This is a genomic window from Streptomyces sp. CC53, assembly GCF_001865245.1.
Classification (GTDB): Bacteria; Actinomycetota; Actinomycetes; order Streptomycetales; family Streptomycetaceae; genus Streptomyces.
Map to the genome: position 1 here is coordinate 5,708 of NZ_MKXB01000150.1, position 13,679 is coordinate 19,386.

9 protein-coding genes, 1 tRNA gene and 1 pseudogene are annotated in these 13,679 nt (G+C 71.7%); 6 read left to right on the plus strand and 5 right to left on the minus strand.

Translation table 11 applies throughout. The features are described from left to right. Window positions 1-22: 22 nt before the first annotated feature. The 5 genes from BJP40_RS16125 to BJP40_RS34355 form a co-directional block, all read right to left on the minus strand. A tRNA-Gln gene (locus BJP40_RS16125) sits at window positions 23-94 on the minus strand. 89 nt (window positions 95-183) lie between these two features. Then, a complete protein-coding gene (locus tag BJP40_RS16130; protein WP_071280964.1) occupies window positions 184-903 on the minus strand; it encodes an HAD family hydrolase in 720 nt (239 codons plus the stop codon). Window positions 904-1,088: 185 nt separating this feature from the next. Then, window positions 1,089-2,573: a glutamate--tRNA ligase gene (gltX, locus tag BJP40_RS16135; RefSeq protein ID WP_071280965.1), complete on the minus strand. Its 1,485-nt coding sequence runs from the start codon at window positions 2,571-2,573 to the stop codon at window positions 1,089-1,091. Further along, the gene (locus tag BJP40_RS16140; RefSeq protein ID WP_071269909.1) at window positions 2,566-3,372 is read right to left on the minus strand and encodes a fumarylacetoacetate hydrolase family protein; all 807 of its coding nucleotides are present in this window, start codon (window positions 3,370-3,372) and stop codon (window positions 2,566-2,568) included. Before BJP40_RS16140 ends, gltX begins: the two co-directional genes overlap by 8 nt. A gap of 80 nt (window positions 3,373-3,452) precedes the next feature. Next, entirely contained in the window at window positions 3,453-3,629 is a 177-nt protein-coding gene (locus BJP40_RS34355; RefSeq protein ID WP_175499966.1) for a hypothetical protein, read from the minus strand. 580 nt (window positions 3,630-4,209) lie between these two features. Between BJP40_RS34355 and BJP40_RS16145 the strand changes: the two genes are divergently transcribed. The 6 genes and pseudogenes from BJP40_RS16145 to BJP40_RS35600 form a co-directional block, all read left to right on the plus strand. Further along, on the plus strand, window positions 4,210-8,118 hold the full coding sequence (locus BJP40_RS16145; RefSeq protein WP_079171221.1) for a nitrate- and nitrite sensing domain-containing protein: 3,909 nt from the start codon (window positions 4,210-4,212) through the stop codon (window positions 8,116-8,118). 5 nt (window positions 8,119-8,123) lie between these two features. Next, window positions 8,124-8,537: a roadblock/LC7 domain-containing protein gene (locus BJP40_RS16150; RefSeq protein ID WP_071269905.1), complete on the plus strand. Its 414-nt coding sequence runs from the start codon at window positions 8,124-8,126 to the stop codon at window positions 8,535-8,537. A gap of 141 nt (window positions 8,538-8,678) precedes the next feature. After that, window positions 8,679-9,089, plus strand: coding sequence for a DUF742 domain-containing protein (locus BJP40_RS16155; protein ID WP_071269903.1), 411 nt, complete (start codon window positions 8,679-8,681; stop codon window positions 9,087-9,089). After that, window positions 9,070-9,660, plus strand: a complete 591-nt coding sequence (locus tag BJP40_RS16160) for an ATP/GTP-binding protein (RefSeq protein WP_079169385.1) — start codon at window positions 9,070-9,072, stop codon at window positions 9,658-9,660. The genes BJP40_RS16155 and BJP40_RS16160 overlap by 20 nt, the downstream gene beginning before the upstream one ends. A gap of 381 nt (window positions 9,661-10,041) precedes the next feature. Further along, window positions 10,042-13,569, plus strand: coding sequence for a nitrate- and nitrite sensing domain-containing protein (locus BJP40_RS16165; RefSeq protein WP_071280966.1), 3,528 nt, complete (start codon window positions 10,042-10,044; stop codon window positions 13,567-13,569). Then, window positions 13,535-13,679: pseudogene (locus BJP40_RS35600) on the plus strand (roadblock/LC7 domain-containing protein); the annotation flags it as partial. The gene BJP40_RS16165 and the pseudogene BJP40_RS35600, both read left to right, overlap by 35 nt.

The window sequence follows — 13,679 nt, forward strand, 5'->3', positions numbered from 1 at the left end:
GTGGACCATTCTCATGATCCCGCTGGCCTACCTGGACTCGAACCAAGACTAACTGAACCAGAATCAGTCGTGCTGCCAATTACACCATAGGCCACCGGAACGCAACCCCCTGGGGGATTTTTGCTCGGCTTGCGCTTCGGGTTTCCGGCCTCTCGGCCCGCTCCCCTCGGCGCAGGAAGAACATTACCCGAAGGTGTCCTGCGCTCCAAAACGGGTATCACCGCGGAGCAGCGCGGGCAGCTGCTCCAGGCCCGTGATCCGCTGCAGCTCGGGTCTCCCGCCCGCCCCCGCGCGGTCCAGCCAGATGCCGAGCAGACCCGCCTCGGTGGCCCCCCGCGCGTCGATGTCGGGCTGGTCCCCCACGTACGCGACCTCGTACGGCGCCAGGCCGAGCGCGTCGCACGCGGCGTGGAAGGCGGCGGCCTCGGGTTTGGAGATCCCGATGTCGGCCGCGCACACGACGGCCTCGAACCGGTCCCGTACGCCCAGGACGCGCAGCTTCCGGTCCTGGTTGTGGAGGGACGAGTTCGACAGCACGCCGTGCCGGTAGTCGCCCGCGAGGAGCTCCAGGGCCGGGAGCGTGTCCGGGAAGAGCTCCCAGGCGGCCTCGTAGTGCGCCAGGTAGCGCGCGAACCAGGCGTCGGCCTCCTCGTCCGCCAGCACCCGGCCCAGGAACGTCCGCACCCGGTCGCGGCGCTGCGCCTCCCAGGTCACCTGCCCTGCCGAGAACCGCGCCCAGTGCTCCAGGGTGGCTTCCCGCCACCGGATCAGGGCCTCCTCGACGGTGCCGAACGTGTCGTCGAGTCCCTCGTCGCGCAGGTGGCGTCGCATGCCGGCGCGGTCGGCGGTCGCGTAGTCGAAGATCGTGTCGTCGATGTCCCAGAGGACGGCGCGGATGGCCATGCTGCGACCGTACCGCCGGGGGTGCGGACGGGTCCTGCGTTTGTGCAGGACCGGACAGGTGCGGGGACGGGCCCGTACGGCACGGCCGGCCCACTGAGCGGCGGCACGCGGGGGTGCCTGCGGAGACGCCCCCGCGGGCGGCGGCCCGTGTGGGCGCCGCCCACGGGGGCGTACGGCGGGGACGCTCAGGCGGTGAGCTTGGCCAGAGCGGCGTCGATGCGGGCCAGGGTGCGGTCCTTGCCGAGGATCTCCAGGGACTCGAAGAGCGGCAGGCCGACCGTGCGGCCGGTGACGGCCACGCGGACCGGGGCCTGCGCCTTGCCGAGCTTCAGGCCGTGCTCCTCGCCGGCCTTCAGGACGGCGTCCTTCAGGGACTCGGGGCTCGTCCAGTCCGCCGCCTCCAGCCTGGCGCGGGCGGTGGTGAGCAGGGCGGCCGGCTCGCCCTTCATGGCCTTCTGCCAGGACACCTCGTCCTCGACGGGCTCCTTCAGGAACAGGAAGTCGACGTTGGCGGTGATGTCGGACAGGACCGTCAGACGGGTCTGGGCGTGCGGGGCGATCCGCTCCCAGGCGTCCCGGTCGAAGTCCTCCGGCGCCCAGGGCGCGTGCGGGGCCCGCAGCCAGGGCTCGCAGCGCGCGGCGAACTCCTTCTCGTCCAGCATGCGGATGTGGTCCGCGTTGATCGACTCGGCCTTCTTCAGGTCGAACCGGGCCGGGTTCGCGTTCACGTCCGCGATGTCGAACTTCCCGATCATCTCGGGGACGGTGAACACGTCCTGGTCGGCGGAGAAGGACCAGCCGAGGAGCGAGAGGTAGTTGAGCAGCCCCTCGGGCAGGAAGCCGCGCTCCCGGTAGAGGTTCAGCGAGGACTGCGGGTCGCGCTTGGAGAGCTTCTTGTTGCCCTCGCCCATCACGTACGGGAGGTGGCCGAACTCGGGCACGGCCTTGGCGACGCCGAGCTCGATCAGCGCCTGGTACAGCGCGATCTGGCGCGGGGTGGAGCTCAGCAGGTCCTCGCCGCGCAGGACGTGCGTGATCTCCATGAGTGCGTCGTCGACGGGGTTGACGAGGGTGTACAGCGGGGCGCCGTTGGCGCGGACGATGCCGTAGTCGGGGACGTTGTCCGGGGTGAACGTGAGCTCGCCGCGGACCAGGTCGCGGAAGGTGATCGGCTGGTCCGGCATGCGGAAGCGGACGATGGCGCTGCGGCCCTCCGCCTCGAACGCGGCGGTCTGCCCGGCGGTGAGCTCGCGGCAGTGGCCGTCGTAGCCGGAGGGCTTCCCGGCGGCGCGGGCGGCCTCGCGGCGCGCGTCGAGCTCCTCCGTGGTGCAGTAGCAGTGGTAGGCGTACCCGCCGGCGAGGAGCTTCCCGGCGATGTCGCGGTAGGTGTCCATGCGCTGCGACTGGCGGTACGGGGCGTGCGGGCCGCCGACCTCCGGGCCCTCGTCCCAGTCGAGGCCGAGCCAGCGCAGCGAGTCCAGCAGCTGCTGGTACGACTCCTCCGAGTCGCGGGCCGCGTCGGTGTCCTCGATGCGGAAGACCATGGTGCCGCCGTGGTGCCGGGCGAACGCCCAGTTGAACAGGGCGGTGCGGACCAGGCCCACGTGGGGGTTGCCCGTCGGGGACGGGCAGAACCGTACGCGGACGGAGCGGTCGGGGGAGTTAACCACGCTTGATCACCTTGTTGGTGAGAGTGCCGATGCCTTCGATGGTGACGGCGACCTCGTCGCCGACGGTGAGGGGGCCGACCCCGGCGGGGGTGCCGGTGAGGATGACGTCGCCCGGGAGCAGCGTCATGGCCTCGGTGATGTGGACGACCAGGTCCTCGATGGAGCGGATCATGTCGCTCGTGCGCCCCAGCTGGCGCTGTTCGCCGTTGACCGTGCACTGGATGGTGAGGTCGTGCGGGTCGAGTTCGGTCTCCACCCAGGGGCCGAGCGGGCAGGAGGTGTCGAAGCCCTTGGCACGGGCCCACTGCTTCTCCCGCTGCTGGACGTCGCGGGCGGTGACGTCGTTGGCGCAGGTGTAGCCGAAGACCACGTCCTTGACGCGCTCGCGGGGGACCTCGCGGCACATGCGGCCGATGACGACGGCGAGCTCGGCCTCGTGGTGCACCTCGTTCGAGAACGACGGGTACTCGATGGCGTCGCCGGAGCCGATCACGGAGGTGGCGGGCTTGAAGAAGGCGACGGGCACCTCGGGCACCTCGTTGCCGAGCTCCGCCGCGTGCTCGGCGTAGTTGCGGCCGATGGCCACGACCTTGTTGGGGAGCACGGGAGGCAGGAGGCGGACCTTGTTCAGGGGGACCCTGGTGCCGCTGAGCTCGAAGTCCGTGTACGGGATGCCCTTGATGATGTTGAGGACGAGGTCGCCCTCGGCCGCTGTGCCGGGGGCGACGTCGTCGCCCTTGACCGCTTCCACCGCGCCGAAGGCGACATGGCCGTCGATGGAGAACCTGGCGATGCGCACGGGTGCCTGCGCCCCCTACTTTCCGCTGACTGGAGTCTGACGCTCCAGGCTAACGCGGGAGGGGGCGCCCACCTGCCCCGTTATCCCGCGGCCGGGGCGGGGGCGGTGTCGAGCACGGTGCGGCGCGGGTTGGCGGTGGAGGCCGGCAGCTCGGCCGCGTGCTCGGGGGCCGTGCCGCGCCCGAGTCCGGAGGCGTCCGCCAGGTGGGCGAGGGTGGTGCGGCGGGGGTTGGCGATGCTGGAGCTCGTCGTCTTCATGGGTGGGCTGAGACCTCGGGGTGCGGGGCGCCGCTGGAAGAGCGCCGGTTGACGGACGCCCGTCACTCTAGGGCGTCAGGCTAAACACCGGATTCCCTGCCAATACCGTGAACAAATGGTGCTCGGCGTGTGAGTTTGCTCACCACTCATTGCCCAAAACGGACATGTCAGACGCCCGAACAGACCGTCGAAAACGGACATCACCCCATTGAATCTGCCATTCCGCCGCTGATCATCTCGACTGGGGCACGTCCTGAGTCACTCACGCGTGCACCAAAAGTCCGTTTCCTCCGTGAAAGACCTCTACCGCAGGTGACCCCACCCTCACAGGAGGTGATGGCACCCACGGGGGTACCCGCCGCCCTTGTTGGAGATCCGGCACTGTGCTGGAATTCCACGCACCGCCGCGGATGGAGACCGGCGAGCTGGGGCGCGAGGCAGCGCCGAGCGGCGGCGGGGAAGGGGGGATTCCGGCGCCGGTCACCCAGACGGAAGGGCGTGGTCACACGCCCCCGATGAACGCCGACACCGTCTTCTCCGTTCGCGCGGAGGGACGCCTGGTCCAGAGGTTGCGACGCTAGTGCAGGGACGTTTCAAGAGGGATGGCAGCGCTGCGGCGGAGCAGGAGCCGCGCGGCGGGACCGACCGCGGCACTTCGCCCCAGCATTCCCCGTACCCGGGACCGGCACCTGCCGGCGACGGCGGGGACCGCGCCGCACGCTCCCCCGGCGGGGCGACCGGCGGGCGCGAGGCGACGGGCGCGGCAGGCGCGCTGAAGGCCGCACGCGCAGGACGGGCCGCCCGGGCGGCCGGCAAGTCCCGGCCCGACTCGGCGCCCCCCGCGCTCCCCAAGGGTCCGGGCCAGTCCGCCGACACGGCCGCGCAGGACGGCAAGGACGGCAAGGGCGGCGGCAAGGACGCCAAGAACTCGAAGCCGGCCAAGGGCGGCAAGGGCAAGGCGCCCGGTGACACCGGCTCCCGAATAGCCCTGCGCAACTGGCGCATCTCCACCCGACTGGTCTCCCTCCTCGCCCTCCCCGTGGTCGCCGCGACCTCGCTGGGCGGACTCCGCATCCAGGAGTCCATGGAGAACATGGAGCAGCTGGACCACATGCAGCTGCTCACCAAGCTCACCCGTGAGGCGCACTACCTCGCCCAGGCGCTCCAGAGCGAGCGCGACCTGACCGCCGGTCCGCTCGCCAACGGCTACCCGGTCACGGACTTCAAGATCACCCAGCCGCGCGGCGAGACCGACGCGGCGCAGCGCGCGTTCCTGGACGCCACCCAGGAGATCGGCGACACCCAGGACGACGAGGCGCTGTCGAGCATCCGCGCCAACGTCACCCAGATCGCCAACCAGGTCGTCACGATCGGCTCCATCCGCAAGGAGGCCTACGCGGACGGCCGGATGAGCTCCGCGACGGTCGGCAAGTACAACCGGCTGATCGAGTCGCTGCTGACGCTGTCCCAGGACATGGCTCAGGCGACCAGCAACCCCGACATGATCAAGCGCACGCGTGCGCTTGCGGCGTTCTCCTCGGCCAAGGAGTACGCCTCGATCCAGCGCGCCGTCATCGCCGCCGCGCTCCCCAAGTCGGCCGTCTCGGGCAAGAACCGCGAGCTCAACGTCAACGACCGGCAGTACGCCGAGGACGCCCGCGTCAACGAGAACGCGCAGCTCAAGTCGTTCCGCTCGATCTACGAGTCCGCGGGTGGCGACGCCTCCACGCTGCTGGCCCCGCTGAACTCGGGCAACCCGTCGATCCAGGCCGCCGACGAGTACGCCGGCCGCGTGCTGCGCGGTCAGAACGGCCTCAGCAACATGCCCGCCCGTTCGTTCCTGGACTGGACGGACGAGTCGGACACCAAGCTGAAGATGATGACGACCATCGAGGAGACCCTCCTCAGCAAGGTGGAGGAGAAGGCGCGTGAGCTCCGCCAGGAGGCGCAGCGCGACGCCATCATCAACGGTGCGCTGATCCTCCTCGTCCTCGGCGTGTCGCTCGTCGGCGCCTTCGTCGTGGCGCGCTCCATGGTCCAGTCGCTGCGCCGCCTCCAGGACACCGCGACCAAGGTCGCCCAGGAGCGGCTGCCCCAGCTGGTCAAGCACCTGTCCGAGGCCGACCCGCAGGACGTGGACACGTCCGTGGAGTCCGTCGGCGTGCACTCGCGCGACGAGATCGGCAAGGTGGCCGCGGCCTTCGACGACGTGCACCGCGAGGCGGTCCGCCTCGCCGCCGAGCAGGCCCTGCTGCGGGGCAACGTCAACGCGATGTTCACCAACCTCTCGCGCCGCTCGCAGGGTCTGATCCAGCGCCAGCTGTCCCTGATCTCCGAGCTGGAGTCCCGCGAGGCCGACCCCGACCAGCTGGCTTCGCTGTTCAAGCTCGACCACCTCGCGACCCGCATGCGCCGGAACGGCGAGAACCTGCTCGTCCTCGCCGGTGAGGAGCCCGGCCGCCGGTGGACCCGGCCCGTTCCCCTCGTCGACGTGCTCCGCGCCGCCGCCTCCGAGGTGGAGCAGTACGAGCGCATCGAGCTGGCCTCCGTCCCGGGAACCGAGGTCGCCGGCCGGGTCGTCAACGACCTCGTCCACCTGCTGGCCGAGCTGCTGGAGAACGCCACGTCGTTCTCCTCGCCGCAGACCAAGGTGCGCGTCACCGGTCACGCGCTGCCCGACGGCCGGGTGCTCGTCGAGATCCACGACACCGGTATCGGCCTCTCCCCCGAGGACCTGGCCGCGATCAACGAGCGGCTCGCCTCGCCGCCGACCGTGGACGTCTCCGTCTCCCGCCGCATGGGCCTGTTCGTGGTCGGCCGCCTGTCGCTGCGGCACGGCATCCGGATCCAGCTGCGCCCGTCCGACTCGGGCGGCACGACCGCGCTGGTCATGCTGCCGGTCGACGTCACGCAGGGCGGCAAGAAGCCGGCCCCCGGCACTCCGGGTGCCCCCGCGGTCCCCGGCGGTCAGGGCGGCCAGGCCCGTCCGGGCGGTGCCCCCGGCGGCACGGGCCTGGCCGGTGCTCCGGGCGGCTCGCGTGCCGGCCTGCCGGGCGGCACGGGCGGTCCCGGTGCCGGCGGGCCCGGCTCCCAGAACCGGTACGGCGCGGGCTCCGGCACGGGTACGGGCATGGGCCCGGGTGCCGGCCAGCGCGGCGGCGTGCAGGGCGGCAACGGCATGCAGGGCGGCGGCCAGCCCGGCCGGCAGCCGCAGCAGCCTCCGCGCGACCCGCAGCGCCAGGGCCAGGGCGGCGGCTTCGCGGGCGGCTCGTACGGCGACCCCGGCAGGTCGTACGGTGACGCGGGCGCCTTCGGCGACACCGCGGGGCGCGGCGCGCAGGCCGGAGCCGGCGCGGGCGGCGGCACGCAGTCGCGACCCGACATGTGGCAGGGCGGCCAGAACGCGCAGCACCCGCAGGGCGGCCAGGACCGGCAGCCGATGCCCGGGGCCGCCGGCGGCCGCGGCGGGCAGCCCGGTGGCGGGCACCCGCAGCGTTCGGCTCAGCCGGGGGCCGCGGGGTGGGGCACCGACCAGCGCGGCCCCGAGGGCCCGCGGGGCCACGAGGAGCCGGCCGGCTCCACCGGGCGGTTCGCCCAGCTCCCGGCCGAGACGCAGGGTCCCGGCTCCACCGCCGAGTTCCCGCGTCCCGACTTCGACGGCCCGCGCCCGGACCAGAACGGCGCCCGGGGCGACCAGGCCGGCAACCCGGCGTCCACCGCCGCGCTGCCGCGCGCCGACTTCGGCGCCCCGCAGGACGACAGCCGTGCGCTGCCCCCGGCGGGGAACCCCTCCGAGGGCCGCACGCCGCTGTACGACACCCTGGAGACCAACTGGTTCCACGGCCAGCAGGGCCAGCAGGGCCAGCCCGGTCAGCAGGGCCCGGCGCAGTCCGGCCCCGGCCGCCAGGACCGCCCCGCGCCGCAGGGCCAGGGCCGGCCGGGCGGTGACGACCGGTACCCGATGCACGACCAGACCATGCCGACCCCGGCCCTGCCCCAGCAGCCGGCCCAGGGCCGTACCGCACCGTCGCTGCCGGCCCCGGCCGGCGGCCGCCCCGCACCGCTGGGCCGCGACCGGTTCGGGCAGGGCGCGGGTCCCGCCGGGCGACGGGCGTTCGGCCAGGAGCACGGCCCGGGCGCGCAGCAGAACGGCCAGGCGCACGGCTCCGACGCGGCGTCCACCACGGGTTCGTGGCGGATCACCCCCAACGACGAGCTGAGCCGCCAGGCGGAGCGCGCGCGCAAGCCCGAGGCCGGCGGGGTGACCACCTCGGGTCTCCCCCGCCGGGTGCCCCGTGCCAACCTGGTACCGGGCACCGCCCAGGACACTCCGCAGGAGACCGGTCCGCAGGTGTCCCGGGCCCCCGACGACGTGCGGGGCCGCCTGACCAACCTGCGGCGCGGTATCCAGCAGGGGCGTCAGGCCGGTTCCGGCAACACGGGCAGTTTCAGTGTCGGCAACACTCACCCGCAGGAGCGTGAGTTTTGAGCGCGATGAGCCAGGCGGCGCAGAATCTGAACTGGTTGATCACCAGCTTCGTGGACAACACCCCCGGGGTGTCGCACACGGTGGTGGTCTCCGCCGACGGACTCCTGCTGGCGATGTCCGAGGGCTTCCCCCGCGACCGCGCCGACCAGCTGGCGGCCGTCGCCTCCGGGCTGACCTCGCTGACCCAGGGCGCGTCCCGGATCTTCGAAGGCGGCCCGGTCAACCAGACCGTCGTGGAGATGGAACGCGGTTTCCTCTTCATCATGTCCGTCTCCGACGGGTCCTCGCTGGCCGTGCTCGCCCACCCCGAGTGCGACATCGGCCTCGTGGGCTACGAGATGGCGCTGCTGGTGGACCGCGCCGGCAGCGTCCTGACCCCGGACCTCCGCGCGGAGCTCCAGGGGAACCTGATCACCTAGCGGACCAGGCGGGTATGCCCCATCCATACCCGCCTGTTGTCTTGTGTCGTCTTCGCTACCACCCGTCGGCCGCCCCATCCGGCCCCCCACCGGCCCAGTCAGACGGCAATCAGACCACCTGCTGTCACGACCGGAGGATTCATGACCCCGCCCACCGCCTCTCACGATCCCTACGGCGCGTCGCTGCACGACGCGTCGTACGGGGACGAGGGCGATCAGCCGCTGGTTCGTCCCTACGCGATGACCGGCGGCCGGACCCGGCCCCGGTACCAGCTCGCCATCGAGGCGCTGGTGTCGACCACGGCCGACCCGGCGCACCTGTCCACGCTGCTGCCCGAGCACCAGCGGATCTGCCACCTCTGCCGTGAGGTGAAGTCCGTGGCCGAGGTGTCGGCGCTGCTGTCGATGCCGCTCGGAGTGGCCCGGATCCTCGTCGCCGACCTGGCGGAGGCGGGCATGGTGGCGATCCACCAGCCAGGCAATGGAGAGGCCGGCGGCACGCCGGATGTGACGCTGCTCGAAAGGGTGCTCAGTGGACTTCGCAAGCTCTAGCGGTGGCACGGCCACGGGAGGCCGGTCGACCACCAGCGCGAAGATCGTGGTGGCGGGTGGTTTCGGCGTGGGCAAGACCACGTTCGTCGGCGCCGTCTCGGAGATCAACCCGCTGCGTACCGAGGCCGTCATGACCTCGGCGTCGGCCGGGATCGACGACCTGACGCACACCGGGGGCAAGACGACGACGACCGTCGCCATGGACTTCGGCCGGATCACCCTGGACCAGGACCTGATCCTCTACCTCTTCGGCACCCCCGGCCAGGACCGCTTCTGGTTCATGTGGGACGACCTCGTACGCGGCGCCATCGGCGCCGTCGTCCTCGTCGACACCCGCCGCCTCGCCGACTGCTTCCCCGCAGTCGACTACTTCGAGAACAGCGGCCTCCCCTTCGTCATCGCCCTCAACGGCTTCGACGGACACCAGCCCTACACCCCCGACGAGGTCCGCGAAGCCCTCCAGATCGGCCCCGACACCCCCATCATCACCACCGACGCCCGCCACCGCGCCGACGCCAAGAGCGCACTCATCACCCTGGTCGAGCACGCACTCATGGCCAGGCTGAAGTAGGGCGACCGGCTTCGGCGACTCCGTGGAGCGGATAGTCAAGTAGACGTACATATACGGAAGTTGTCGTAGGCATTCAGTGAGCGGGCTGTGTCCTCGGACACGGCCCGCCGCCGCGTTCATAACGTTTCGACAGAGAATTGCGGCAGGTCGGACACGACCCGCAGCCATCCGATGCCGCTGCGCTCACATGAGCCCCGCCTTTTGGCGGGGCTCGCTCTTTATGCCCGTTTTATCGGCCCTGTGGACCGAGGGTAATCCCCCGATCGGGCTGTTTGGAGCGCAGCAGCTTTACGTGCTGCAATGCACGAACTTCCGAGTAGTACGGCTCTGAACAGAAGAACGGCACAACCTAGGTGCCGACGCCGAGAGGTTGTTGGTCGAGTGAGGCGAAGCACGAAGAGCGCCGCTGAGCAGCAGGCACGGGGGAACTTCACCCCCCGCGCGGCGGCGTCGCCTGCGGACGCGCCCGTAACGCCCCCACCGGCCGGCCCCGCCGGCGGCAGCGGCGGCAGCGCCAGCCGGCTGTCCCCGCGCAACTGGCACGTGGCCACCCGCCTGAACGCGATCCTGCTGGTGCCCGTGCTGGTCGGTCTGGTCATGGGCGGCTTCCAGGTGTCCGCGTCGGTCGACACCTGGCAGGAGGCCCGTGACGCGGAGAAGACCGCGCGGATCGTCCAGGCCGCCGCCGAGTACGGCCGCGCGCTGCTCGACGAGCGCGACCTCACCGCCGAACCGCTCCTCACGGCGAGCAGTTCGACCGACCGCGAGTCGGCGGCCGTCACGGAGGCGTACGCCGCCACGGACGCCGCCAAGCTGCAGTTCGACACCGCCGTCCAGGACATGCCCTCCGGGCAGGGCCTGGAACGCCGCCTCGACCTCTTCCGCAAGGAGGAGCCGACCCTCGGCGACCTGCGCAAGGCCGCGTACACCAAGGCCCTGGACCCGGTGCAGACCGAAGAGGGCTACGTCAAGGTCCAGCACTACCTGATGGAGTTCGCCAACGAACTCGGTCTGGGCACCGGCAACGTCACCAGCTACGGCCGCACCGTCTACGCCATCCAGCTCGCCAAGGCCGCCGAGTCGCTGCAGCGCTCGATCGGCATGCACCTGCTGCTGCGCCCGAGCAAGGACGACGCGGTGTTCCGCGAGCAGTCCAAGGCGTTCAACTCGTACAAGTACCTGGAGAACATCGCCATCGGCGAGTTCGTCTCCGGCGGTACCGAGGAGGACGTCCAGCGGCTCACCGAGGTCATGACCCGCAAGGCCCAGGACGGCGCCAAGGACCTCCAGACCGCCGGTGTGCAGCCGCCGGTCGCGGAGAACGCCTCCGGGCAGAAGTCCGTGTTCGACGGCATGGCCAACGCGATCGGCCTGGCCGAGAACGCCGACGACATCGAGGCGCTGAAGAAGCGCAAGAACGGCGGCGTCACCCCCGAGGCGTGGATGGCCGTCGCGACCGGCAAGTTCGAGGGCTACTCCGAAGTGGAGAAGGAGCTCCTCGACAAGGCGGTGAACGAGGCCGCCGCGATCGCCGACGAGGCCCGCAACGACGCCTTCGTCAACGGCGGCATCGTCGTGGTCGCCCTGCTCGCCGCCTTCATCCTGGCCGGCGTCATGGCCCGGCAGATGAGCCACGCGATGCGCCGGCTGCGGCACGCCGCCCTCGGCATCGCCGAGCAGCGCCTGCCGATGCTGGTCGACCAGCTGTCGCGCACCGATCCGGGCAAGGTCGACACCCGGGTGGAGCCCATCCCGATCGACACCCAGGACGAGATCGGCGAGGTCGCGCGCGCCTTCGACCAGGTGCACCGCGAGGCCGTCCGGCTCGCTGCCGAGCAGGCCCTCCTGCGGGGCAACGTCAACGCGATCTTCACCAACCTCTCCCAGCGCAACCAGTCGCTGATCGAGGGACAGCTGACCCTGATCACCGACCTCGAGAACAACGAGGCCGACCCGGACCAGCTGGAGAACCTCTTCAAGCTCGACCACCTCGCGACGCGCATGCGCCGCAACGGCGAGAACCTCCTCATCCTCGCGGGCGAGGAACCGGGCCGGCGCTGGGACCAGCCGGTCCCGCTGGTCGACGTCATGCGGGCCGCCGCCTCCGAGGTGGAGCAGTACGAGCGCATCGAGCTGTCGGGCGTCCCCGAGGCGGAGATCCACGGCCAGGCCGTGACCGACCTCGTGCACCTGCTGGCCGAGCTGCTGGAGAACGCCACGACGTTCTCGTCCCCGCAGACCAAGGTGCGCGTGACCGCGACCCGGCTGCCCGACGGCCGCGTCATGGTCGAGATCCACGACAAGGGCATCGGCCTGACCGCCGAGGACTTCGCGGACATCAACCACAAGCTCGCCAACCCCCCGACCGTGGACGCCGCGGTGTCCCAGCGCATGGGCCTGTTCGTGGTCGGCCGCCTCTCCGCCCGGCACGGCATCCGCGTGCAGCTGCGCCCGTCCGGCGAACAGGCCGGCACGACGTCGCTCGTCATGCTGCCGGACGCGATCACCCACGGCGGTGGCGGCGAGCCCGTGATGGACGACTTCACCGTCTCGCAGATGATCCCCGAGCAACAGGGCTACGAGGCCCCGGCCGCCCCGATGCGGACAGCGGCGGAGCTCGGCTTCGACGACTCGCGGTACGAGCAGCAGGACGGCGCCGGGCTGGACCCGGTGGGCCGCTCCCTCATGCGCGAGGAGCGCCGCGCCACGCTCGGCGCCCAGCTGCAGGACCACGACGAGGACGGCGGCGACCCGCAGCAGCAGGCGTACGGCCGGAGCCAGGACGGCTACGGCCAGGACCAGGCGTACGGCCGGGAGCCGGAGGACTACGGCCCCGAGGGCCACGAGCAGGACCGCTACGGGCAGCACGGCGCCCTCCAGGAGGACGCACAGGGCCCGTACGGCTCCCAGGAGCCCTACGGGGGCCAGGCGCCGTACGGGAACGGCGACGGCCAGGACGGCCCGGACGACCAGGCGTACGGCCGCGAGGAAGCCCCTTACGGCCCGGACGGCGGCTACGGCGACCGTGCCGGCTACGACGAGTACGGCTCCCAGGGCGGCTACCAGGCCTCCGCGGAGGCCGCGTACGGCGGCGGCAACGGCTACCGGGACGGCGGCCAGTACGGCGACGGCCACCGCGCCGCGGACGGCTACCAGGACGGCGGCGCCCAGCGCTCCGGCGAGTACCCCCGGCCCTCGGCATATGCGGAAGGCGATTTCGGTACCTCCGACGCCGGTCAGCAGTCGTACGGCGGCGGCTTCGGCTCCCCGCCCCACCAGGGTGACTGGCAGGACCAGGGCGGCTACTCCGGCGGCTATGCGGGCGGTTACGGTGCGGATACGGAATCTGCCCAGGGCGCTCCCGCGAACGACCGGGACCGCGTAGGCTTCGACCATCCGGGTTCCGCCCAGGAAACCGACCACGAGCACCAGCTGACCGGCGCGGGCCTGCCGCGCCGCGGCAGCCGGCGTCCCGCGGACCACCAGGGCCAGGACCAGGACCGGGACCGGCAGGACGTGCCGGGCACACGGGCCGAACCGGCCCCGCAGGCCCAGCAGGTCCAGCAGGAACCGCAGACGCAGAGCGAGGCGGGCGGCTCCGACGACTGGCGTTCGGCGAACGACGAACGCTGGCAGCGGGCCACCAGGCTGAGGGATCCGAAGGCCGGTGGAGTGACGGCCTCCGGACTGCCCCGGCGGGTCCCCAAGGCGAACCTGATGGAGGGGACCGCTGAGCAGACCCCGCAGGGCGGCCCACAGGTCTCCCGCGCCCCCGAGGACGTCCGCGGCAGGTTGAGCAACCTGCGGCGGGGTGTCCTTCAGGGACGCAACGCGGGGACGGACATGAACGGACCGGCCACTTACGATCGACACAGTGGCCCGGGTAGTACCTACAACCAGGAGCGTTAGTGTGAGCCCGATGAGCCAGGCGGCGCAGAATCTGAACTGGTTGATCACCAATTTCGTGGACAACACCCCCGGGGTGTCGCACACGGTGGTGGTCTCCGCCGACGGACTCC

Coding starts and splice junctions, on each gene's coding strand:
- BJP40_RS16130 (WP_071280964.1), bottom strand. CDS start 903: ATGGCCATCCGCGCCGTCCTCTGGGACATCGACGACACGATCTTCGAC.
- BJP40_RS34355 (WP_175499966.1), bottom strand. CDS start 3,629: ATGAAGACGACGAGCTCCAGCATCGCCAACCCCCGCCGCACCACCCTC.
- BJP40_RS16150 (WP_071269905.1), top strand. CDS start 8,124: ATGAGCCAGGCGGCGCAGAATCTGAACTGGTTGATCACCAGCTTCGTG.
- BJP40_RS16155 (WP_071269903.1), top strand. CDS start 8,679: ATGACCCCGCCCACCGCCTCTCACGATCCCTACGGCGCGTCGCTGCAC.